The 24,870-nt window shown below is 38.1% G+C and carries 20 protein-coding genes; 9 read left to right on the forward strand and 11 right to left on the reverse strand.

Going from position 1 to position 24,870, the window contains the following annotated elements; genetic code table 11:
* The first annotated feature begins 295 nt into the window (after nt 1-295).
* The 3 genes from METTI_RS04115 to METTI_RS04125 all read left to right on the forward strand — a co-directional run bounded on the left by METTI_RS04115 (nt 296) and on the right by METTI_RS04125 (nt 1,576).
* The gene (locus METTI_RS04115; RefSeq protein WP_023844559.1) at nt 296-502 is read left to right on the forward strand and encodes a DUF5371 family protein; all 207 of its coding nucleotides are present in this window, start codon (nt 296-298) and stop codon (nt 500-502) included.
* A 26-nt stretch (nt 503-528) separates the two neighbouring features.
* A complete protein-coding gene (locus METTI_RS04120) occupies nt 529-1,011 on the forward strand; it encodes a type IV pilin (RefSeq protein ID WP_023844560.1) in 483 nt (160 codons plus the stop codon).
* A 214-nt stretch (nt 1,012-1,225) separates the two neighbouring features.
* The gene (locus METTI_RS04125) at nt 1,226-1,576 is read left to right on the forward strand and encodes a DUF4870 domain-containing protein (RefSeq protein WP_023844561.1); all 351 of its coding nucleotides are present in this window, start codon (nt 1,226-1,228) and stop codon (nt 1,574-1,576) included.
* A 120-nt stretch (nt 1,577-1,696) separates the two neighbouring features.
* Here the strand turns inward: METTI_RS04125 and METTI_RS04130 are convergent, their stop codons facing one another.
* The 9 genes from METTI_RS04130 to METTI_RS04170 form a co-directional block, all read right to left on the reverse strand.
* Complete coding sequence (locus METTI_RS04130; protein ID WP_023844562.1) at nt 1,697-4,540, reverse strand: FlaD/FlaE family flagellar protein; 2,844 nt, start codon at nt 4,538-4,540, stop codon at nt 1,697-1,699.
* A 468-nt stretch (nt 4,541-5,008) separates the two neighbouring features.
* Nucleotides 5,009-6,187 (reverse strand): tRNA uracil 4-sulfurtransferase ThiI, encoded by a 1,179-nt coding sequence (gene thiI / locus METTI_RS04135; protein WP_023844563.1) that lies wholly within the window; start codon nt 6,185-6,187, stop codon nt 5,009-5,011.
* A gap of 79 nt (nt 6,188-6,266) precedes the next feature.
* Nucleotides 6,267-6,584 carry an acylphosphatase gene (locus tag METTI_RS04140; RefSeq protein ID WP_023844564.1) on the reverse strand — a complete coding sequence of 106 codons (318 nt, stop codon included), beginning with the start codon at nt 6,582-6,584 and terminating at the stop codon, nt 6,267-6,269.
* Between the two features lie 96 nt (nt 6,585-6,680).
* The gene (locus METTI_RS04145) at nt 6,681-6,983 is read right to left on the reverse strand and encodes an acylphosphatase (protein ID WP_023844565.1); all 303 of its coding nucleotides are present in this window, start codon (nt 6,981-6,983) and stop codon (nt 6,681-6,683) included.
* Between the two features lie 23 nt (nt 6,984-7,006).
* On the reverse strand, nt 7,007-8,914 hold the full coding sequence (locus tag METTI_RS04150) for a threonine--tRNA ligase (protein WP_023844566.1): 1,908 nt from the start codon (nt 8,912-8,914) through the stop codon (nt 7,007-7,009).
* Nucleotides 8,915-9,005: 91 nt separating this feature from the next.
* Nucleotides 9,006-10,106 carry an AI-2E family transporter gene (locus tag METTI_RS04155; protein WP_023844567.1) on the reverse strand — a complete coding sequence of 367 codons (1,101 nt, stop codon included), beginning with the start codon at nt 10,104-10,106 and terminating at the stop codon, nt 9,006-9,008.
* Between the two features lie 128 nt (nt 10,107-10,234).
* Nucleotides 10,235-12,316, reverse strand: a complete 2,082-nt coding sequence (locus tag METTI_RS04160) for a phosphoadenosine phosphosulfate reductase domain-containing protein (protein WP_245596083.1) — start codon at nt 12,314-12,316, stop codon at nt 10,235-10,237.
* A 156-nt stretch (nt 12,317-12,472) separates the two neighbouring features.
* Nucleotides 12,473-13,843 (reverse strand): NADPH-dependent glutamate synthase, encoded by a 1,371-nt coding sequence (gene gltA, locus METTI_RS04165; protein ID WP_023844569.1) that lies wholly within the window; start codon nt 13,841-13,843, stop codon nt 12,473-12,475.
* Nucleotides 13,843-14,691, reverse strand: a complete 849-nt coding sequence (locus METTI_RS04170) for a sulfide/dihydroorotate dehydrogenase-like FAD/NAD-binding protein (protein WP_023844570.1) — start codon at nt 14,689-14,691, stop codon at nt 13,843-13,845. The genes gltA and METTI_RS04170 overlap by 1 nt, the downstream gene beginning before the upstream one ends.
* A 182-nt stretch (nt 14,692-14,873) precedes the next feature.
* Here METTI_RS04170 and METTI_RS04175 point away from each other — a divergent pair, with 182 nt between their 5' ends.
* On the forward strand, nt 14,874-15,593 hold the full coding sequence (locus METTI_RS04175) for a polyprenol monophosphomannose synthase (protein ID WP_023844571.1): 720 nt from the start codon (nt 14,874-14,876) through the stop codon (nt 15,591-15,593).
* Here METTI_RS04175 and METTI_RS04180 read toward each other — a convergent pair whose 3' ends face one another.
* Nucleotides 15,594-17,723, reverse strand: coding sequence for a glycosyltransferase family protein (locus METTI_RS04180; protein ID WP_023844572.1), 2,130 nt, complete (start codon nt 17,721-17,723; stop codon nt 15,594-15,596).
* A 54-nt stretch (nt 17,724-17,777) separates the two neighbouring features.
* Nucleotides 17,778-19,313 (reverse strand): glycosyltransferase family 39 protein, encoded by a 1,536-nt coding sequence (locus METTI_RS04185; protein ID WP_023844573.1) that lies wholly within the window; start codon nt 19,311-19,313, stop codon nt 17,778-17,780.
* A 120-nt stretch (nt 19,314-19,433) separates the two neighbouring features.
* On the opposite strand from METTI_RS04185, the gene METTI_RS04190 reads away from it, so the two are divergent.
* The 5 genes from METTI_RS04190 (at nt 19,434) to METTI_RS04210 (ending at nt 24,869) form a co-directional block, all read left to right on the forward strand.
* On the forward strand, nt 19,434-20,390 hold the full coding sequence (locus tag METTI_RS04190; protein ID WP_023844574.1) for a lysylphosphatidylglycerol synthase transmembrane domain-containing protein: 957 nt from the start codon (nt 19,434-19,436) through the stop codon (nt 20,388-20,390).
* A gap of 85 nt (nt 20,391-20,475) precedes the next feature.
* Nucleotides 20,476-21,852 (forward strand): mannose-1-phosphate guanylyltransferase/mannose-6-phosphate isomerase, encoded by a 1,377-nt coding sequence (locus tag METTI_RS04195; protein ID WP_048135142.1) that lies wholly within the window; start codon nt 20,476-20,478, stop codon nt 21,850-21,852.
* 31 nt (nt 21,853-21,883) lie between these two features.
* On the forward strand, nt 21,884-22,855 hold the full coding sequence (gmd, locus tag METTI_RS04200; protein WP_023844576.1) for a GDP-mannose 4,6-dehydratase: 972 nt from the start codon (nt 21,884-21,886) through the stop codon (nt 22,853-22,855).
* A gap of 61 nt (nt 22,856-22,916) precedes the next feature.
* Nucleotides 22,917-23,927, forward strand: a complete 1,011-nt coding sequence (locus tag METTI_RS04205) for a sugar phosphate nucleotidyltransferase (protein ID WP_023844577.1) — start codon at nt 22,917-22,919, stop codon at nt 23,925-23,927.
* 12 nt (nt 23,928-23,939) lie between these two features.
* Nucleotides 23,940-24,869, forward strand: coding sequence for a UDP-glucuronic acid decarboxylase family protein (locus METTI_RS04210; RefSeq protein ID WP_023844578.1), 930 nt, complete (start codon nt 23,940-23,942; stop codon nt 24,867-24,869).
* Nucleotide 24,870: the final 1 nt, after the last annotated feature.

A 24,870-nucleotide genomic window follows, 5' to 3' on the forward strand; every position in this document is an offset into this window, starting at 1 on the left:
AAATCCTCTTAAAGGAATATAAAAAGCAAAATCATTCTGAGCGCTTTGCCAGCTTTGTGCAATCAAAAGTTAGTTAATTACGCCAATAATGGAAAATTTTGAGTGATGCAGTCATATTAAATTCATAAATAGAATATATTTTTACAAATATATAATATGTTCTGTAAAAGTCGGATTAACCCTAAAAACGCTTTTGAGCAGGTAACAAAGTTTATATACAATTTTCATTATGATTATAATGATGATGGTTTGAACGGCTAAGTTCATCAGATGATTCAAACAATCAGGAGATACAATGGTTAAAATTGTACATGCACAAACGGTACTCACGGAAGATGAACTGGCGGCTTTAAAGAAGAAATGTAATGAGTCGTCAACAAAAGAAGCCCTGAGTATGGCTGTGCAACATTATCTCGAGTGTGAGTATACTGACCTCGACGATAAAATGTGGACAAAGAAACTTGAAAAAGTAGTCCAGAAAAAAAAGCAGAGAAAAGTATAGATTTCTGAACAAGAGAGGAACAAATTATGAGCAAAGCAAACCAATTCTTAAATGAGGATGCAGTATCTCCGGTCATCGGCGTAATCCTGATGGTCGCAATCACTGTCATCCTTGCTGCAGTTATCGCAGCGTTTGTATTCGGCATGGGACCACCAGAACAGGCACCACAGGCAAGCCTTAGAGCAAGTGCAGATACCATAGAAACTGGCATTGAAGGTATCAAACTTGAACATCAGGGTGGAGATGCAGTAGTTTTAACAAGTGCAAGAACAACAGTAACGCTTGATGGTAAATCAGTAAGCCTACTACTCGATGAAACAAACCAGTCATTTGATGCTGGAGAAATAATGTACGTGTTCAACGACAGTGGATCATTCTACTTAGACAATTTCAAGAACACAACCAATTCCCCATTGGATGATGTAGTATCTGCAGGTGAAACCGCAAACCTCAAGATAATTGACGTTTCAAGCCAGCAACTCATCGCTGACATGGACGTTAGGTTCTAAACACAAACATAATGACGCATTTTGCGTCAGCCTTTTTCTTTTTTTCAAAAACTAATCGAATAGATAGTTTTATATAAATTATAGATCAGATTACTTTTGTTGATATTTATGAACGTGGTACATATCGATTACGAGTTAAAGAGGGGAACTCCTTATTGGTTGTAATCATAAATGAACCACTCAATAGAAAAATAAACATTTATGGAGAGGTATTATGAGCGAAACTAAATTAGGAGTTAGCGAAAATATTGCCGGATTACTGGCTTACATTCTTGGCTGGATATCAGGCATAATATTATTGGTTATCGAAAAAGAAAACAAATTCGTGCGTTTCCATGCAGCACAGTCTGTAGTCTTATATCTTGGATTATTTATTCTGAACTTTATTCTTGGATTCCTTACAGCTATAGACTTCATTGGTTTAATATTTGCACTTATATCAATGCTGATAGGATTAGTTTCATTTGTGCTTTGGCTATTCCTTATGTTTAAAGCATACAAGGGAGAAATGTACAGGCTTCCTGTTATTGCAGACTATGCAGACCAGCTTGAACAGAAATTCTAAATGGAGTAGAATAATTAATTATGAAAGTGTTTGATGACAGATTTGGCATCAAGCATTTTATTTTGTTTTATTTTATTTTATTTTATTTTATTTTATTTTATTTTATTTTAAGGTTTTACATTAGATTCCATAAATCTCAGAACCTTTTTTGACCTTCTCAATATCCCTTTCTATCACAGAAAGCCTGTTCTTATCAACCTTCATACCTGCAAGGCTTTCGATAAACCAGATAGATTTTACATGGTCATCAGGAGTAAGTTTCCAGTCTGGTTTTTCCATATAGAAATCTATACCTTCAGCATAATTAAGAAGCTCCATCCTGACCTTTTCTGTGAGCCATCCAAGCTCTTCATAATAGGACAATATATCCGGAAGGTTGTTGCGACCTACAAGCTCCATTAAAAACTCAAGCCACTCCATACAAAGTTTCATATTGCTGGAATTTTTCACAATATTGGAAAGATGGACATTTTGTCCAAATCCCTTGTAGCTTCTTGCGCCAAGTTTTTTCAATTCACTTTCCATATATTCAGTTAGAGAATCGATCTTTTCCAGAACAGCAGTATTTTTCTCTTCAGATTCCTGCCTGAATTCCTGGAAATCTGAAGATACCTTACCAAGATTATCAAGCATAGATGACATTGAACGAGAGAATTCCTTTGAAGTGGCTTTTGATTCTTCCTGCATCTTTTCAATAAGCTCAACTCTTGGAGTAAAAGCATCGATTTTAGATGACAAATCAGCCAGGATTGCAAATTTGGCTTCATTTTCCTGCAATGATTCATGCAACTGAGCAAGAAGAGCAGTATAAGAATTAACAAGTTCAGAGATACTTCCCTCTAATTGTGACAGATTGGCCTTTATTGAAACATTATCAGATTGAATGATACCCAGAGAAGAGTCAAACTCAGAAACTTTCATTTCAACCTGTGAAACCTTACCGTCAACAAGATCAAAACGGGAATTTGTCTGAGAGAGAACATTTTCACTTGAGCTTACAGCAGAAGCTACAGATTCAGTTATTTCTGATAGCCTGTTTGAAAATTCTTCAACTTCAGAATGCATAGAAGAGAACTGGAGATTCATATCTTTCAGACTATCTTTCAATCCTCCGAGATCATCTTCCATATTTTCAAATTTTTTATCAGTAGTGAATTTTATATCTTTAATCTCTTTAGAGATTACTTTCTTTGACAGCTCCATACCTGAAGTTGAAGATGTCTTTTCCTTTAAGTCCATACTTTCTACGGCTGAGAGATCATGTGTAATCACATCTTCAACTTCATGTCCATTGATATCAGACAATGAGTCCTGAACCTGTCCCGGAATAAATAGTTTATCTGAACCCGGCATGATGTCTGAAGATGGAGTCATTGCAACTATATCAGTTACAACATCATTAACCACGGAATCTGAATCTTCTACATCTGCTGAAGGAACAGATATAGCAGAGGTTAGCTCCTCTATATCAGGGAATGCAGCAGCATTTGCATTCTCACCTCCGAAATCATCATTATCAAGAAGGTATTCTTCTTTCATTTCCATTATTGGATTCTCAATTGGCGTAACCTGACGTATGTCACCAGCAGACCCATCATCCTCATATTCCATGAAAGGATTAACAGACTCGCCGGTATTTTCCTCAATCGCCTGGCTATTCTCATCAAAAGGAGGAGAAAACGGATTAGAATCACCTTTATTCTCCTGAGATTCAAAGGGACTGGAATCAAATGGAGAAGCATTCGAAGTGGTTTTTGATCCTGATACAGCATTTTCCTTTACAGAACCGGCAACATCAACTTCTTCCCGCATGTCTTCCATCCGTTCAATAAGGCTTTTTCCTTTTGCCAGATTTTTAAAGAAACCTTTTGTGATACCAGAAATTCCTTCCAGATTTTTCTTAAATGAACCTACGTCGATTGGTAATTTACCTTGAAGCTTTTGTGCCGGTTTGTTCTTTTCAAAAGAACCGGTTTCCTGGGGAACTGGATCTCCAAATGGATTACCAGACTGGCCAGCACCCGGAGAAGCTGCAAAAGGATTAGAATCAACGGTAGAAGCAAAGGGATCAGTGGGGGGAATAGCTTCGGAAGGTGGTTCAAAAGGATCAGAGTCGACAGAATCAACGGTAGAAGCAAAGGGGTCAATGGGAGGAATAACTTCGGAAGGTGGTTCAAAAGGATTAGATTCCACAGAACTAACAGTAGAGGCAAAAGGATCAGATGGAGTGATATCTCCGGCAGGTGCTGTAAAAGGATCTATTTTGGGTACAGCATCCGGAGAAGATTCAAAAGTATTGGAAACTTCTGATTCATTTGGAACCGAAAATGGAAGAGCACCGGGAGTTAGGGGTGTTTCTGACTGTTCAGCAATTGGTGGGAACTGAGATGGTTCAGAAGCAAATGGCATTGGTGGCTCAAGACCTTCTGGAGAAGGAATATCCGGGGCTTCATCTGAATTGATAAATGGTTCAAACAGTGGAGGAGGAGACCTTTTCTTTGCAGGCGTTTCCATATTAGAAGGAGATTGAACAGGAGGTTGATCCTGGGGAGGAATAACTCCTGCATCATTGGATTGCATAAAAGGAGAAGGAGATTCTACTACGCCGGAACCCCCTTCATCTGACGAAGGCATCATAAATGGCGGCATTTCCATAGGAATTTCTTTTTTCTCTTCAGGAGACTCACGTGGCGGGGTTCCACCTAGTGCTGAAAGATCAGGAAGGTCACCAAACGAAGGAAAAGATGGCTGAGACGGTTCTGAATTATCCCCTACAGGAGCATCTTCAGGAATTTCTATTTTTGCCTCTTCCATTGGTATGTCGGCAAAAGCATTTGCCAATATGTCGGGAATCGGTGGTGTAGAACCTTTTTTCTCGCCTGATGCATTCGCAGGAGAGTGCTCATCTTCTACTGAAGACATTACCTCTGCTACCTTTTTATTCTCCCATGGAAGTTCACTCATAAAAACCACTGATCAAAAGTATTGATATTATTATAATTACGAGATTATTATATGCAAGATATTTATATAAGAGTTGCTCTTGACTGCAAAAGGAAAATTCAGGTGAATCCAAACCATCATAAATGATAATAAAAATACCAAAAGAAATTACAGGATAATCAATTTTAAAAAGAGTTTAGGCGCACGGGAATAATTGAGGGAATGGACGAGAGATAAAGGATGAAATTTGTGCTAAAAATTCACTTTGCTGTGAGTTTGTGCGCCTAAATGTGCATTGTTAATAATAGTATATAAGTATTTTGCATTACTTCCAAAAATGCACATAATTATGAGTATATGATGAAATCACTATGCATTAAATCAATAATAATGAAAAATATAAAAATAAAATATAGTATTTGAGAAAATATAATTGTGCAAAATGCTCACATTAAAATAAAAGAAGTGAAGAGAATTTATGAAAAATAATTACTCGTTATTAATTCTGGAGATACTTGCATTTTCTACAGAAGCTTCCACCAGATCCTCTATATCAATCTTAGCTTCCTCTGTAATCATTGAATCTATTGCTGCTTTCACTTCAGGATGCACAGGTACGGCTCCGCATCCACCAGTTTCACGAATAGAAATATCATATGTTCCGATCTTTCTGGCTATATCAATGATCTCATTCTTATCAAAAGCTATCAGTGGATGATAAAGTGGAACACAAAGGCCGTAAAGTTCCGCATACATATTAAAAGTTGTCTGAGAGGCAACCTGGCCAATAGAAGAACCGGTAATAATTCCTGATGCACCTTCCTTTTTCATAATCTTCAGGGCAATCCTGTACATTGTACGTTTACACAAAAGACATGTCTTGTTCTTAGAGCAATTGTCAACAAAAGACTGAAGATTATTACCATGTGGAACTTCATAAAACTTAAATGGATACCCCGGACACCAGTCCTGAAGTGCTTTGAGACAATCCATCGTACGCCTGTGCGCACGGTCATCATTAAATGGAGTATTGTTACAGTAAACAGGAATTACCTCAATTCCACGTTTCATCATAAGCCAAGTGGCAACAGGTGAATCAATTCCACCGGACACCAGTGAAATCATCTTGCCCTGAGTTCCAAGTGGCAAACCTCCTACGCCTTCTACGGTTTCAGTAAACACATAGGACTTGCTCTGACGCATTTCAACAAATATTTCCCTGTCAGGGTTTGTAAGATCAACTGAAGGTGAGAAACCTTTTGATTCAAGCATCTTCCAGACAGCATCGCCACATTTCATTCCAATATCGCGTGATGAAAATGAATGATTGCCTGTGCGCCTTGCCCGGATTGCAAAGGACTGGCCTTCTGATATGTAACCATCCGCAAGTTCTGCGCATAAAGACCCTGCTGCTTCAATGCTTGCACTAGTGACCTGCGCAAAGGATGTGGAAACCACACCAAAAACATCGGCTGCTGCTTTTGCAGCTCTGGTATCATCACTTTTAATGAAAATCCTGCCCCACTCACGAGTAATACTGGAATAAGGGACACCACGATGATCCAACATGGCAGATATGTTCTTTACAAGGATTTTCTCGTACCAGTTACGAACGCCTGTGCTCTTTAATGCAAGTTCGCCATATCTTACAATGATAACGTTTTCCATTGGTTAGCAATCAACTTTAGACTATTAAAGGTAATCGGAGAGAGTAACTTTAAAAAAATTGAATGAAAAAAGGACTTCATTATTCTTTGATGCTGAAATCAGAATAAGTTGAAGAATATGATGACCATGAAACCATAACCTGATCAATTGCTACTGTGTCCACTTTATCAAATGTCTTGTTCATTTCCATGTACCCAATCAACGCCTGTATAGATGATTTATCCCCTTCTACATGTATTTTGTACAGGCCATCCGGAAGTTCCTGATAATAACCATTTAAAGAGCGTTGTCTGGCTATTTTAGATGCATACTCATGGAAATCACCTTTTGAGCTCCTTAGAGTTACCAGTATTGTTGCAGCGGAGAGCTTATCAGGGTTTGGATTCTTATCTGACATGCAGGTACATACGCATACTAGAAATATAATTTTTTGGAATATTGAAAATCTAAAAATTTGAGAAAAAAAGATGAAATGAAGAAAAGAAGGAGGAATCTAGCGCTTTATTGAAAAATCAGTATATTCACCTGCAGGTTCTGACCACTCAACACTCACATCCTCAACGTTTGCATGAGCCGGACCTATATGCAGGAAATCAATGAGCCTCTGGATAGAGGTAGCTTTACCTTCTGCAAATACCTCAACCCTGCCATCCTGCAGGTTTCTGGCAAAACCGACAAGACCGAGTTTTTGCGCATTATCCACAGTAAACCTGCGGAAATAAACTCCCTGAACCCTTCCTGTTACAAGTATTGTTGCAGAGGAAATATCCTCTGCATTGGATAATTTATCCTGCATACTATTAAGTTTACAGAACAGGCTTATAAGAATTTTGGCCTCTGTGAAAGCATCTTTGCAAGACAAAGTCCCTTGTATGGCATGCCTTCGGTTTCTGAAGCAATTCTTGCATTAAGATCTTCAGGAGTCATTTCAACCTTTACAGGTTTCTTTGGTTCAGATTCTGCACGGATAGTCACATTGATAGTTCCACTTTCCATTTCACTGTCACCTACAACAACAACGTATGGAATCCATTCACGACCTGCCTCACGTATTTTCTTACCAACTGTATCTTCCCTGTCATCTATATCAACACGACAGTTAAGTTTGTCAGCAACCTGCATGGCATAATCCATGTGTTTGTCAGCTATTGGAAGAACTCTTACCTGAGTCGGAGAGAGCCAGAGCGGAAGCATTGGAACTCCACCTTCTTCTGCCTTCATAGCCTCTTTCTCAAGAAGACCATATATACAGCGCTCTATTGCACCACTTGGTGAGCAGTGGAGAATTACCGGCCTGTTGGCACTTCCATCTGAATCTATATAATTAATGTCATACCTTTCAGCATTCTCAACATCGATCTGTACGGTTGATAGTGCGCTTGCCTTTGCAAGAGCATCAACGAAGTTGAACTCGAATTTAAGGACGAAGTAGAAGAAACGGGTATCCCACATCTCAACAAGTACCGGTTTGTCCACAGTCTTTGCAAGCTGTGTGATGAAGTCCTTGTTCTCGTTATAGAAATCCCTTGTAAACCTGATAGCAACCTCAAAGTCATCCACCTTGATGCCAATCTTGTCAAGGACAGCGATACACATGTTGTACTGCTTGCCGAACTGGTCTATTGCACCTTCCATGTCAGCACAGAGACTGTGCATATCCGGCATTGTGAAAGCCCTAAGTCTCCTTAAGCCCACAAGTTCACCACGCTGCTCCTTCCTGAAACTGTATCTGGTCATCTCGACCATCTTGAGTGGCAGGTTCTTGTAGGAAATTGTCATGTCGTGGTTCATGAGGAACTGACCGAAACATGCGGCAAATCTCAAAAACATCTGCCTCTTGTCAGATTCAATGGAGTACTGACGTGCAGGGAACCTGTCAAGATACTTCTTAAGGGTTGGGTGGTTCATATCATACATCAGAGGTGTTTCGACCTCCATTGCATCAACCTTTGAGGTTTCCTCCAGCACATATGTTTCAAGGAGTGACTTCATAAGACGACCCTTTGGATAGTAACGCATGTTACCGGAATCTGACCCGGGTTCATAATCCGCAAGTTCCAGCCTGCGCATAAGCTCTACATGTGGTGGTGCTTTTTCAACAGCTCTCTTCTTGGAAATCTCATAATCCACAAATTTCCCAAGATTCTCATGACCTGTGAAATCAAAAGTAGTAGCATCATGAAGCTCACCGTCTGGCGTCAGGACATGCCAGTAAGATTTGGCAGTGCTCTCTGCTTTGAGTGCTTCGGAGACAACTTCCTCTTTCACAACTTCACCGCAGGTTGAAGACTCTGCACCAGTTGATTCATCCGGGATAATTGAACGTGACAGCTCGGAAAGTGGGTGTCCTTTACAGCTTATCTTGAATGCCTTGTACCACCCAAATGGCGCTCTCTTTACAATGAACTCTCCTGAAAGGGCATCTTCTATACCTTTTAAGATCGCAACACCTGCTTTTGGGGAAGAGAGATCAGAACTAAGGTGGGCATACGGATAAACCATGATATTCTCAGCCTTCACCTGTGTAGCTACACTCTTAATCTCTTCTACAGCTTTGGAAATAGCACCTTCAACATTTGCCTCGTCAACCTTTTCAACTGCAATAAAAGCTGTAAGAGCCTCCTCAAGTCTTCCCTGTTTAAAGGAATCTTCAATCTTTTCAGCCACAGGAGTGCTTTTTTTCACTTCATATTCGATATAATCAGAATGGATAAGTAATAACTGCATAAATTCACCTTTAAGATTCTGCTACCTAATTAGGCCAATCCTTATTAACCTTTTTCAAATTACAAAAAAACAGATACTAAGGAAGTAAATCCTATTCTGCTACGTTTTTGAGTTCAGCATCGTCATTACAGAGTGATAGGTCCATCTGCGAGCAGATAGCAGTATTATCATTAATGTGCACCCTGTATGCTGCAACAATAGCACCAAGAACTATAGGAGCCAGGAAAAAACCTGCAACACCGCCTACAAAACCACCACCCAGGAAAGCAACAAGAATCAGGAATGGATGGATCTGGGATTTTATGCTTGCAAGATAAGGACGCAGTACCAGTTCTGGTGGTGCATAAATCACAATGGATGAGACTATAAAGAACACAGCTGCACTTTCAAGCCCCTGATCAAGATAACGATAAACTGAAAGAACGAGCAAAACCATGTAACCAGCAAACATCGGAATCACAGATGCCACAAATATAAGTGCTGCAAGTGCCAGAACATGACTGAAACCGAATGCATAGAAAACTATCAGGGACAAAACACTTACAATAAGAGCTGCAGATGCATTGCCCACAAAAATTCCCTGCAATATTACATCTAGATGCAGCACGAAACGTTCAAACTCCTTTTTGTGACTGACAGGAACCACTTTTAATACTGCCCTGTAGAGACTATCGCCATCAGCCAGCAGGAAATAACAGAGGAATATAGCCAGGAAAAGGTTAATTCCAAACATTACCAGATTGCGGGCATAAGCGATTATTCCTATCCTTCCAAGCAACGGCAGGATAGATGTTGAGATATCCCATACCAACTGCTGCACATCATCACTATATCCGGCTGGTATGTCGATGGATCTTAAGAGGTCAAGACTTGTATTCATCACATAAGACTGATTCTCAAATACCCATACAATCTGGCGAAGTATCTCTACTATACCTGAACCAATGATAAATACCACAGGAATTACGATACATAATGTTGCTATGAGTGCCCCGATTCTTTTCAAGCGCCTGAGTTTCATAAAGATGGGGCGGGCTATATAGGCAAATACAAGCCCAAGCACGATACCATCTGCAAGAGGGAAAAGTATGTAGCAAAAGAGGAGGAAAAGAAGCGAAACTACTGTGAAAGAAACTATTTTCCATTTTGCTGAAATAATGCGAGAAATTCCATCCTTTTCACTATGAACCATTTATACCTCTAACTTCTTTGTCTTTTATATAATATTTAAGCTATTAATAATTCATCCCCATTCATCCCTATCCATCCTATAGTTTCACAGAGAATTATAGATACATGAATCAAAAATCTTACACATTTTCATCGAAGCTTGTCTTCATACCTCAAAACCACACAGGAATCAGTACATTTGCCACAATGTATACACTTTTCATCTATGCAGACATGACCATCTTTTATTGAAATTGCATTCACAGGACAGGATTTGATACATATTCCACAGCCTGTACACCTGTGAGCTTTCAATAACTGGCGCGAAGTTTCTGCAAATTCCGAGTCTGCTAAAGATTTGTCATCGGAATTGACAACAAGATTACCTGATGAGAATATCTTAATTGTAGATGTTTTATCCCGAACCATGAGAAGACCGAGTTCCTCTGAAAATACAGTTTTTCCCAGTATGTTCATTACATCTCTTGTTTTGTTCATGGAAAAGCCGTGAACAGAAGCTTCGATTGTATAGCCGCCTGCCTTGCAAGGGGATATACCTGATGTAATGCTTACACTGAACTCAGATTCTTCTGCCGTTGCAGATGAGGAAATTCCCATGTCCTCACAGAGTTTAATCATTTTAGGAGGGAGTTCTTTCCATCTCCAGAGGCCGTGTTCTATAAAGGACTCTGAAAGACCATTTTTCTTTGCCCACCCCATGAGAAATGTGTTCCATTTTTCATGTAATTCCAGATGCAAATCCCGCAAACGCAGATATTCTGCTGAGAGTGCTGCCGGACAAAGATAACATCCGACTCTTTCAAAACCTAAATCATAAAGAGGGTTGTAGTCAAGCTTTCTCCAATATATATACAGCCAGACTTCAATTGCCTTCCAATCTTTGATTGGAAAAATATTGAGTTGCCCTGGCACAAATGGATTGTTTTCACTTGTTGAAATGCGTGCTCTTGAGAATGACTCATACCTGCGTTTTCCATCAATGGTTATACAGGTAGGAGATTTTTTAAGACATTCATCTATTGCTTCGTTTGCAGGTGCAAGCTTGCATATCTTACAGCACCAGCGAAAATCCTTTGCAGGGGGACCAAATGCCTCTACGTTGTCCCAGAAATCTGAAGCTGCATTTTTTTCCAGTAGCTCTATTCCATTGTCCCTGCAATAGTTGTGAGCAAATTCCACCGTTTCAGGAAACTCTATACCGGTATTGAGGAAAAATGCACGGATTTCCCTGTTGTTTTTATTTTTCAATGAACTCACAGTAAGATCAAGTACTACAAGGCTGTCTTTGCCTCCACTGAATGAGACATTTACAGGGAGATTTTTATATTCTTTCTGATTTGCAATTCCCTTAATGGTGTTCATTGCATTTCTGCCAATCTTGCGTATGTGAGATACATTTGCAGCCACCACATCATCCATGCCTGGCACTTTTTTATTCAATGAGAATTGTTGAGAGTCAACTTTCCTGACCCTAAGTACAGGACCATCAAACGCAGGTGCTTCTTTTGCATCGCATAAAGCTACACCAAATCCTGTGATATTACCCGATTTTATCAGGACAGTATCATTTACCCTGATATCATCAGACATGGAATCCACCATGTCGTAACGAACCTTTTTACCATTAAGATGCCTGAAATTCTTTTTCAAAACTACAGTTTTCTTTTCTGTGTTACCGATAAGTATGTGGGCACCCGGTACAGAAGGCTCAAATGAATAATCCATTTTTTGCATATCGAAACGAAGAATGCCGAATACAAAAGAATCGACTATGACCTCATCGGTCTTGTCATCCCCAGGTATCTTGTTCATCAGGATTATCCTGTCACCTAAAGGATCAGTCCCGAATTCAGCAATAAGAAAATCATGTAGAACTTCTCTTTCGTACGGGGAACAGAACCTTACATCCGCCGGTTGTGACAGATCTATCTTTGCCCCTTCAACACCGCAAATTCCACATTCCTTTTCAATCAGTGGTACATTACATCTCTGACACCAGAAGATGTAATCTTTCTCATTACTGGCATACTTCTGAACTGGTTTACTGCGACTTTCTCCTCTATCCTTTTTTTGTGAATGACTGGAAGACTTCATGTATCCGGATGACATTGAACCTGAACTTCTCACATGATATTTACCGGAAGAACTATTTTGCCTGCTGGCTTTTCCAGAATCACTGGAAGAGGATTTGCATTTTTTCATTGATACCATGTAGCGCACACCAGCTTAAAAAACTGTCCGGGAAAGAAGCTGAAAAATGAAGAAAACTACAGGAATATGACTAAAATCAATAAAAACGTCTGAAAATGAAAAAGATATCCGGTTAAACCGGATAACTAAAATTATAAAATCAGATTCTCAGTTCACTCAATTACTGAGGTACTCATTGATTGCCTTTGCAGCAACCTTTCCGGCACCCATTGCACTGATAACTGTTGCAGCACCTGTTACAGCATCACCGCCAGCATAGACATTATCAAGTGAGGTCTTGCCAGAATCATCAACAACAATAGTACCTCTTGAATTGGTTTCAAGTCCCTCTGAACCGGAGAATATCATTGGGTTTGGAGAAGTTCCAATTGCAATAATGACAATGTCAGCATTTATGACATGCTCTGAACCTTCTACAGCAACCGGGCTTCTGCGGCCGGACTCATCAGGCTCGCCAAGTTCCATCTTGATGCATTCCACACCATTGACGGTCATGTTTTCACCCTCAAGAATTCTTGTTGGGTTGGTGAGAAGCCTGAAGACAATGCCCTCTTCCTTTGCATTCTCAATTTCTTCCTTTCTTGCAGGGAGCTCATCCTCGCCACGGCGATAGACAATGCTCACTTCATCTGCACCAAGACGGAGTGCACTTCTTGCAGCATCCATTGCAACATTTCCACCACCAACTACTATCACATTCTTACCTCTCTTAATAGGAGTGTCATAGTTAGGGAATTGGTATGCTTTCATCAGGTTCACTCTTGTAAGGAACTCGTTTGCAGAGTAAACACCGTTGAGGTTCTCGCCCTCTATACCCATGAACTTTGGAAGACCTGCACCTGTTCCAAGGAATACAGCATCGTACTCATTTCTGAGCTCATCAAGGGTCTTTATCTTGCCAATAACATAATCCACCTTGACATCAACACCAAGCTGTTTGATATACTCAACCTCTTCCTTTACGATTGCTTTTGGAAGCCTGAATTCAGGAATTCCATAGGTCAGTACACCACCGGTGTCGTGAAGTGATTCAAATATGGTAACTTCATGGCCTTTTTTTGCCAGATCTGCTGCTGCTGTAAGTCCTGCCGGACCTGCACCAATGATGGCAACTTTCTTACCAGTTGATTCGGGCTGTACTGGAGGAGTTACACCTTTCCTTCTTTCGTAATCAGCACAAAAACGCTCGAGTCTGCCAATTGCAACCGGCTCTCCCTTCTTTGCCAGTACACACAATTCCTCGCACTGTACTTCCTGCGGGCATACGCGTCCACACACAGCCGGAAGTGCATTTGTAAGTTTGATAGTCCCAATAGCCCCATCAAAGTCCTCAGACTTTATGCGGGCTATGAAACCTGGAATGTCAATATTTACAGGACATCCGTCAACACATTTTGGACTCTTACACTCAAGGCATCTGGAAGCTTCTGCAAGAGCCATTTCATCAGTATAACCAAGTGCAACCTCATCGAAGTTCTGTGCCCTTTCTTTAGGATCCTGCAATGGCATTGCCTGTCTGTCTGCCATTAGTGCTCACCTCTGCAGGTACATTTGTGATCGTGATTTTCCTGACACTTTGATTCTTCACTTCTATATAGTGCCAGACGGCTCATAAGCAGATTAAAGTCAACCTTGTGAGCATCAAATTCAGGACCGTCAACACATGCAAACTTAGTTTCGCCACCAACAGATACCCTGCACCCTCCGCACATACCGGTTCCGTCTATCATAATAGGATTCAGGCTTACAATAGTTTCAACACCATAAGGCTCAGTCATTCCTGCTGCGACCTTCATGAGAATAGGAGGGCCTATGACCACGATTCTTGCAACCTTTTCACCGCTATCAAGAATGTTCTTTACAACATCTGTGACAAAACCGTGGTGACCTTTTGAACCGTCATCTGTTGCAACATGAAGTTCGTCACTTGCTTCTCTCATCTCATCCTCGAGAATCAGCAGACTCTCGTTCCTTGCACCGATTACAGAAATTACTTTGTTTCCTGCTTCACGGTATGCTTTTACCTGTGGATATACCGGAGCAATTCCTACTCCTCCACCTACAAGGATCACAGTTCCAAGTTTCCTGACATCTGCCGGAGTGCCCAGAGGTCCGACAAAATCCTGAAGCTCTTCTGAAGCTGACATCTTTGCAAGTTGCTTTGTTGTCTTGCCCATTTCCTGGTAAATTATAGTAACTGTGCCTTCATTTGAATCAAAATCAGCAATTGTCAACGGAACTCTTTCGCTGGTCTCATCAATACGTAAAATGATGAACTGGCCTGCCTTTGCGGCTTTGGCAACATCTGGTGCTTTGATCTTCATCATATGCACTGATGATGCAATCTCTTTTTTCTCTACAATCTGGTATGACATGTGATCACATTTTAGAAATTTGAATAGAAAATTATGGGTAAATGTGAGGGTATGATTAGGTTTATAGTACTTAAGAATTGAGATACAAAGAAATTAAATGGTAAAAATAGCACTTTATCATACTGACTCATTTTTATAGTTAAAATATCATTTAAAGATTATCGCGATTTAGAGGGAATAATTTGCTAGTCTCTGTTGTAATACCAACATATAATGAAAAAGAAAATATTTCGGTTCTTGTGAACAGTTTGATTCAAATATTCAACTCAAACAATATAAATGGAAATATTGTGATAGTTGATGATAACTCCCCGGATGGAACAGGAGAACTTGCCGATGAACTGGCTACTAACTACAAATCACAAATCCATGTTATACACAGAAGCGGAAAACTTGGAATAGGAACTGCACATATAGCAGGATTTAAGTACTCACTTGATAATCTCAATGCTGACCTTATATTCTCAATGGATTCAGATCTGTCACATAATCCTGAATATCTCCCTGAGTTTGTTAAATTAAGCAATCAGGGATATGAGATAGTCGTTGGCTCCAGATATGTAAAAGGAGGAGGAGTCAAGAATTGGGGACTTCATAGAAGAATTATGAGCAAGGGAGCAAACATGCTCGCTAGCACTATTCTTGGAATAAAAGTGAAAGATATGACCACAGGTTACAGATGTTATTCCAAGAATGTCCTTCAGAAACTGGATCTTGATGCTATTAAATCAGATGGCTATTCTTTTTTGGAAGAGATACTTTATTACTGCAAAAAAGGAGGATTTAGTATCGGCGAAAATCCTATTGTTTTTGTAGATAGAACGCATGGAAGTTCCAAGCTCTCAAAAAATGAGATGGTCAAATTCTTTATGACCATCATCAGATTGAGATTCAAGAACTGATCATTCTTTCAAATAAGAATTGACTTTATCTTTTTTAATCACTGACACTATAAATATGAAGATAGTGATTAGTGTAATTAACAATCCTATTTTGAAATCAATCGGATCAAATACAAATTCCAGATCTTCTCCTGAAGTTGAGGCTGTTGTTCCCACCATATTACCCATATTTTCAGCAGTCATCCCATTTGCTTTCCAGCCATCATAGTAGGCACATTTGTATACTACAACATCTCCTGCCTGAATCAAAGAACCATCAACTACAACTTTATTTGGAGAGAAGTATTTCAGATCCAACGGCATCATGCTGTTTCCCCGTATTGAAAATACATTAGGAAGACTCTCTGGAATTTCAACAACAGACACGCCATTTACTGATAAAATAGCAGGTGCATCAATTGTTTCACCAGATTCAAGATACTGAGTATCTACTAGATAATTCGCTGCATAGTAAGAAGTGTTACCAATTTGTACAGTAGAGGGGACTGTATCTAAAAAATATCCATAATAAGATCTTTGCATATGCAAATCGTTTTTCATTGCAGCATATGTGAAATCCATGTGATAGTATGGCCACCCATCTGTTGTCAACCAAATCTGTTGGTGGGTGTCGTTGTCATAATCCTTAATTTGCTGCATTATTTGTAAAGAAGTTGAATTTTCAATATTGTTCTCATGTGGACTAATTGTTGCAATGTTAATTGCAGATATGAGAAATATACTCATAAATATTAAAATGAACAAAGTCTTGTTTTCTGGATCCCCATCACCATTAATGTTAATAATTACATATAATGAAATTAGAAGAGTAAGTAATAAACCAAAAAAACCAATGCCTACATTTGAAAAAGCTACTTTTGCAGAGTTTAGCAATATTTCTTGTATTTCAAATAACAAAACAAAACCAATTAACCAGAATACCGGTTTTGTGGATTTGTTATCTTCTTTTTCAAGACGCTCAAAGAACCATTGAATACCATAGATAGACAATGATATTACAATAAATGATGCAAACAATAAGGATCTTCCAGGCACCCTGAAATTCTCAAAAAATGGGAAATACCTTAATACACCCATTAAATTATTGCTTCCACCTGCCCATAGAAGGAAAACAAGGAAAGATATATAGTAGAATATTTTTTCACGTGCATTATGGAATAATGATACAATAGCAAAAATAAATGGAAGAAAACCAAGATAGGAATAAGTTTCATTCACACTATATCCTTCCAGATAATTTCCAGTTACAAAAGAAGTAAACATATCTCTAAAAAGACCGCTGCCTTTTAAAGGGTCAATAGGATCTATTCTGACGATATTATCACTTACAAATAATGCAGGTATTAACTTAATGGAACTGAACATTATTGTAAGAATGAATATAAAAGAAATAATTTTTAGATTTGTGGTATTTAATTTGAATTTCTTGCTATCCGTTTGCTCAAAGCATGTAACAATAGAATAAACAAGGAACATCATCATGAAAAATACAAAATAATAAATCGCACCGCCAAATATGAACATTGAAATCGAAATTGCTGAACAGATCACATAAACTATATTCCTTGATTCAACTGCTTTCATTACAAAGAACAAAGAAAGAGGAATAAACATTTGAGTGGTCAACAATTCAGTGTGTCCTGCATTTACCCTTGTGATCAAAGTACCTGAAAGCATGAACAAGAATGAACCATAAAGCTGAAGTGAACGCCTAGAAGTTATTGTTGTAGAAAATATCCAGAAGCAAACACCTGCCAAAAAGACATGCAGTACAACAATAACTTTTGAACCGGCAATTAATCCAAACATAAAATATGGAATCGTCACAAGAGGATTATACAGAGCACTTATAGGACTGGCATACTCAGGAAAACCCCCTAACCACAAATTATCCCACAAAGGTATTTGGTGGTAAACAATAATAGATTGTATTTGTGAGAATACCGGAAATTCTATCATGTCAGTAGGATTGCCTGCAAGCATATTTGATGAAAATATGATATCCCACAGATAAAATATGGTTGAAAATGCTAATGCTACAATTATGACTAATGAACTTAAATCTAATAAATGATGCCGTGAATCTTCACAGACTTTATCTTCATTGTTACTTTGATTTTTTTTGGACATCTTATCCCCTCTTTAGCTTTATATCAATTTTCCGCATTTAATGATTTATAAGGATTAAACTGTCGGTGATGTGAAAATATAGATACCTGTTATCTGACCCACGTACGTAGTATTAGCCTGAAGCCAATCTAATGCTGTACCATCAGGGTTTGCTGCGCTTATATCTCCGGTTACAAGGAACCATGATCGAGAGTACATATTGGAAGTGATTGTCAATGAATCTGGATCGAATCCTTGGTTTGTCTTAAGTATTGTACCATCAGTTGAATTTGAATAATAGAATACCAATGGCTGATACATATAACCAGGAAGTGGAACGACTACATCTCCCTGTTGTGTCATATTTTCTAAATTTGGGGACAGGGATCTCCAATCATTTTTTTGAATTGATGAATAATATTGCGAAATAAGGGGAACAGTAATCAAAAGAAGAAGTAAAGCTATGACTCCAATAAGCATTTTTTGTGACTTTGCATTGCTTGCTTTTTTATTTTGTGGATAGATAGCATATACCACTCCGGTGATTCCACGTGCCACAAATAGTAGATATGCTGGTAGCAAAAACAGAAGATATCTTGAACTAAAAGGCATTTTAGCAGCCAAGATATAACTTGCGAGTAATGGAATAAAAATATAAATCCCCAGATAAGAAGATTGTTCTCTTTGATATATTGCAGACACAACCAAACCCAGTACAAAAAGTAATATAAAAATAATAGAGGATGATGAACTGCGTGTACTAAACTCTACCAATATAGTTGGAATAAAGCTCAATGACTGTGCAATTCCCCATGTTGGTGCGCCTGATGTACGACTGATAGATTGTTGAATAAAAGGAATTAACAAAGGTGAGGTCACAATTAGAAGACCAAACATGCTAATAAGAAAATCCCTTAGGCCGGTGTTTTCTTTAAAAGATAAAATTTCTTTTTTGTGCAATGGAAAGACTACATGCATTATTACATAATAGAGAACTTCCGGCACTATAACAAAAACCGCATAGTAATGTGAAAAAAAAGCCATTGCTGATGAAACTACATAAGCTACCCAATTGGTTTTTGAATTCGTATGAACTGCAATGTAGAAAAAATAGAGTGATAAAGCCGAGAAAAAAACCATCTGTGAATACATGCGTGCTTCCTGGGAATACCACAAATGCATCATAGAAATTGATAGAAGGAAAGCAGCTATTATACCCTCTTCTCTCCCAAAAAGACGATAACCTAAAAAATAAGTTACTGGAATCGTCAATGTTCCAAATATTACAGAAGGGAACCTCAGACTAAACTCACTTGAACTAAAAAAAGTCATTATGTGCAAAAAAACCATATGAAGGGGAGCTTGCTTTGCCAGTACAGATTTATCCCATGTACCGAGAAGAGTATCTTGAATATACCCAAAACTTGCAGCTTCATCCAACCACATTGACTGCTTACCAAGATGATATACCCTTAATATGAAACCAATGATGGTAATTAAAGTCAATAGCATCAGATATCTATCTGAAAATAAAGTGTATTTTGAGGAAATTGATTTTTTTTCATCAAGCACTTTTGAACTGACATCTAACTCTTTTCTCTTCTTAGACATTTATTTCATCCTGTAACAAGAATTTGTAATTTATTATTAGACAGTAAATATTTAAGTATATTGTAAACGTATACAGGGTGGTTATAAGCACTATACAATTCAGTTATAAAAAGAGAAAATATGAAAAAAACAGACATTTCAACTCTTATCTTTAGTAAGAAAACCATATTTTCCTTTATAGTATCATTTCTAATATTATTCATTCTTGTCAAAAATGTAGATTCGGAAGCTGTTCTCGAGGTATCAAAAAGTGCTTCGTTATCCCTCCTCATAATGGCATTTATCTTACACTACATATCATTTCTTGCAAGAGGAACAAGATGGAATACTCTGCTAAAAGTTGCAGGTATTTCTACTAAAATTTTGTCCGTGACAAAAATGGTCTTTCTTTCATGGTTCGTCAACAGCATCGTTCCTGCAAAGCTAGGAGACATCTATAGAAGTTATCTTCTGAAGAAATCAACGGACACACCAATTTCCGCATCTCTTGGAACGATATTTATAGAACGCATTTTTGATATTGCTATACTCTTATTGCTTCTTACTTCCAGTGGATTGGTAATATTTAATAGAAACATTCCCCAGCAGATATCAGAAGCTATGGGTATAGGATATTTTTTACTCCTTATTGTGATTATGGGACTTATTTTTGTATGGATTTTTAAAGATAGATTTTATGATATTCTACCGGAAAAATTTCATTTCCACTTTAGGAACCTACATAATGGGGTTTACCTATCCCTATCAGATAAGAAAACGATTTTAAGAACAATTACAATGACGATTTTGATTTGGGCACTTGAAGCATCAAGGTTTATGCTTGTCACTAAATCATTGGGAATAAATCTTGGATTTGAAATTATAATCTTTGTAGTGCTTGCGGCATCGTTGCTGACAGCGATACCTCTCACACCAGCAGGACTTGGAGCAGTCGAGGTTTCAATTGTATTCTTGCTGGGAATATTTGGAACTGATGTAGCAACAGGAACTTCTATTGCTTTGCTTGACAGACTTATCAGCTATTGGAGTATACTGATCACAGGTGCCTTAGTGTATATATTTGATAAAACAGAATGATACTTAAAGCAATTACTATATATGCAAGGCTTAGACTATAGTATCAAAAAGAATTGATAATTTCAATATTACAGGGGATGAAACTATTAAATCAATAATACTTGCAGGTGGTTCTGGAACACGTCTTTGGCCTCTTAGCAGAGAACTATACCCTAAGCAATTTCTGAAAATAGAAGATGTTTCTTTGTTTCAGGAGACCATACTCAGATGTCTGCAGATATCTGAAATATCAGAGATTTATGTGGTAACAAACGAATTACACAAATATTTTGTTATTGGACAAATAGAAGAACTGGGATATGAAATCCCCAGAGACAATATACTTCTGGAACCTGAAGGAAAGAATACACTCCCTGCAATATATTATGGAATTACAGAAATACAAAAAGTACATGGAAATTCAATGGTAGCTGTTTTTTCTTCGGACCATAAACTTGACAAGAGTGCAATGGAAACCATAAAAAATGCTCGTCAATTAAGTTCAGAACACCTTGTTACTTTTGGAATATTACCAAAGTCCCCACATACTGGTTATGGATACATAAAACCTGGTGATAAATTAAATATCGGTTACAAAGTATCAGAATTCAGGGAAAAACCGGATTACAAAGATGCGGAAAAATATATTTCAGAAGGATGTCTCTGGAACAGTGGAATGTTCTTATTTTCTACAGAGTTATTTTTAAATGAAGTCGCCCTATACGCATCTGATGTGAAAGACTCTTTTGAGAGCTCTAATAATATCCAGGATATATTTGAAAATGTTCCGAATATATCAATAGATTATGGAATCATGGAAAAATCATCTAAGGTAGCTGTTGTTGAGCTTAACCATAAATGGAGTGATCTTGGGAACTTCAATGCACTTTATGAGGAACTCAATAAAGATGAGAAGGGAAATTGTGTACTTGAATGTGAGCAGTTATTATTGAATTCAAAAAACAATTTTATTTATTCAAGTCCAGAAAAACTAGTCTCTACAATTGATATTAATGACCTTATAGTTGTTGACACTAGTGATGCGCTGATGATTTGTCCTCGTCAAAGTTGTGAAAAAGTAAAAGATATAGTCAATGTTCTCAAACAAAGAAATGATGAAAGAGTGAATCTTCATGAAACTGTTTATCGACCATGGGGATCATACACACTTCTTGAAAAGTCAAAGAAACACAAGATTAAGAATATATCTGTTCTTCCAGGGAAAAAACTAAGCCTGCAGCTCCATCATCATAGAAGTGAACACTGGGTAATTGTAAAAGGAATTGCTTGCGTGGAAAACAATGAAGACAAATATTTCCTGCGTCAGGGTGAAAGCACATTCATAAGAGCAGGAATGAAACACAGACTTTCAAACCCTGGAAAACTGCCATTAGAAATAATTGAGGTTCAACTTGGAGAATACGTTGAAGAAGATGACATTATCAGATACGATGATGAATATGGAAGGGTTAAGAAAACTTAATTTATATGTATAATATTTGAAGGGATAAACTATGACAAAAAATGCATTAATAACAGGTATTTCAGGGCAGGATGGGTCTTATTTAGCTGAGCTATTACTGGACAAAGGATACAATGTATATGGCCTTCTCAGAAGATTAAGTTCTCCAAATACTTCACGTATTGACCATATAATTGATAGTGTAGAACTGGTCCAGGGTGATTTAAGTGATCAGTCTTCACTTGATGAAGCAATCCGTATTTCTGAACCCGATGAAGTTTATAATCTTGCTGCCCAATCCTTTGTAGGAACATCCTGGAACCAACCTGTACATACTGCAGATGTAACAGGAATTGGTGTTGTACGTGTTCTTGAAGCAGTAAGACATTTTGCCCCATCTGCACGCACGTATCAGGCATCATCTAGTGAAATGTTTGGAAAAGTCCAGGAAACGCCACAAACTGAACAAACAAAATTTTACCCTAGAAGCCCATATGGCTTTGCTAAAGTTTTTGGATATTGGGCATGTGTGAATTATCGTGAAAGCTATGACATGCATATAAGCAATGGAATCTTGTTCAATCACGAATCACCTCGAAGAGGAATAGAATTTGTTACAAGGAAAATAACTGACGGCGTTGCACGAATTAAAAATGGTCTTTCTGATGAACTTAGGCTGGGAAACCTCGACGCAAGGAGGGACTGGGGATACGCAGGAGATTATGTTGAAGCTATGTGGAGTATGCTCCAGCAAGGTAAACCTGGTGATTACGTTATTGCAACAGGAGAAACTCATTCAGTTCAGGAATTTGTAGAACTTGCATTTTCAAGAGCAGGACTGGACTGGGAGAAATATGTAGTTGTTGATCCTAAATTTGTAAGACCGGCAGAGGTTCAATTACTTCTAGGAGATCCATCTAAAGCAAAGGAAGTGCTTGGATGGAAACCAAAGATAAAATTCAAGGAACTTGTTGAAATGATGGTTGATGCTGATTTAAAAAGATTTGAAGGCCCAAAGCAATAATAGTTAACATAATACACTTCGCACTGAATATTATACATAAGTGCTACCAAGGTGGATTTATATGAAAGTAATAATTCCTGCTGCCGGAACCGGGACACGTCTGTTCCCACATACCCACACAAAACCAAAACCTATGGTCTATATTGCAGGCAAACCTATCATTGGACATATCCTTGACAGAATGATAGATCTTGAACCTGAAGAAATAATACTTGTTGTCGGTTATCATAAAGAACAATTGATGTCATATGTAACTGAACATTATTCTGATATCTTCAATATCAAATATGTTGAACAAAAAAACAGACTGGGGCTTGGCCATTCTGTATACATCACTCATGATCTAATTGGGAACTCCGATGTTATGATAGCATTAGGGGACATGATATTTAAGGCGGGTTATAAGGACTTCTATGACAAACATGTGAACAATGAGAAGTGTGCTGGTTCAATTGGAGTACGCGAAGTTGATGAACCTAAAAAATATGGAATTGTTGAACTTGAAAAAAGCTCCCCATGTATAAAAAGACTTGAGGAAAAGCCAGAGAAGCCTGCATCAAATCTAGGAATATCAGGCGTGTATTTTGTCAAAAATACACCTGTTCTTTTTGATGTGTTGGAATGGATGATGCAAAATGATGTAAAAACACGCGGAGAATATCAACTTACTGATGCACTACAGGAAATGATAAAAAGAGGATGCAAATTAAAAACATTTAAAGTTTCAAGCTGGTACGATTGTGGGCATGCCAGTTCACTCCTTGATACAAATAAAGTTCTCTTATCTGAAAATGAAAACATAAATCCTGACTTTCAAAGTAGCGATTCAGTAATAATACATCCAATAGCTATTGGGAAAAATGTTAAGATATCAAATTCTGTAGTTGGCCCTTATACATCCATAGCTGAAGGAACTGTTGTGGAAAGTTCTATAATTTCAAATAGCGTTATTGGAGCACGCACTCATATATCTAAAGTCAATTTACAGTCATCCATTGTGGGTGACGATGCAAAAGTTGCAGGAAAACACAATTCATTAAATATAGGAGACTCATCATCTATTGAGTTTTAAAGAGGGAATTAAATGAAGGCAATAGTAACTGGCGGTGCAGGATTTTTAGGATCACATCTATGTGACTTATTGTTGAAGGAAGGACATGAAGTAATTTGTATTGATAATCTAATAACAGGCAATACAAAAAACATTTCTCATATTAAATCGGACAAATTCACATATTTGAAATATGATGTCACTAAGCCGCTATATTTTGGAGATAAAATTGATTATATATTTCATTTAGCAAGCCCTGCATCACCAATTGACTATCTGGAACTACCCATCCAAACTCTCAAAGTCGGAGCACTTGGTACATACAATATGCTAGGATTGGCAAAAGAACAAGGTGCAAGATTATTGCTTGCCTCTACTTCAGAGGTATACGGAGATCCTCTTGTAAATCCACAAACTGAAACTTATTGGGGAAATGTTAATCCAATTGGACCAAGAGGAGTTTATGATGAGGCTAAGAGATATGCAGAAGCGATAACAATGGCATATCACACCCATCATGGGGTTGATACGAGGATAGTCCGGATATTCAACACATATGGTCCTCGAATGCGAGCAGGAGATGGGAGAGTTGTACCTAACTTTATCAATCAGGCACTGAAAAATGAGGACATCACAGTCTATGGCAATGGATCACAAACGCGCTCATTCTGTTATGTTTCAGACCTTGTCAGGGGAATATACAAATTGATGATGTCTGACTTTTATGAACCTGTCAATATTGGAAATCCTTCAGAAATGTCCATTTTGGAATTTGCTGAAACTGTTATCAAAATTACAAATTCTGATTCAAAAATAACATACAAAGATCTTCCAGTTGATGATCCAAAGGTTAGAAGACCAGATATAAGCCGAGCGAAAGAAGTGCTTGGATGGGAACCGGAAGTTGATTTGAGAGAAGGACTGGAAAAAACGGTGCAGTATTTTAAAAGTGAAATATGCTGAC

This window comes from Methanolobus tindarius DSM 2278 (assembly GCF_000504205.1).
GTDB lineage: Archaea > Halobacteriota > Methanosarcinia > Methanosarcinales > Methanosarcinaceae > Methanolobus > Methanolobus tindarius.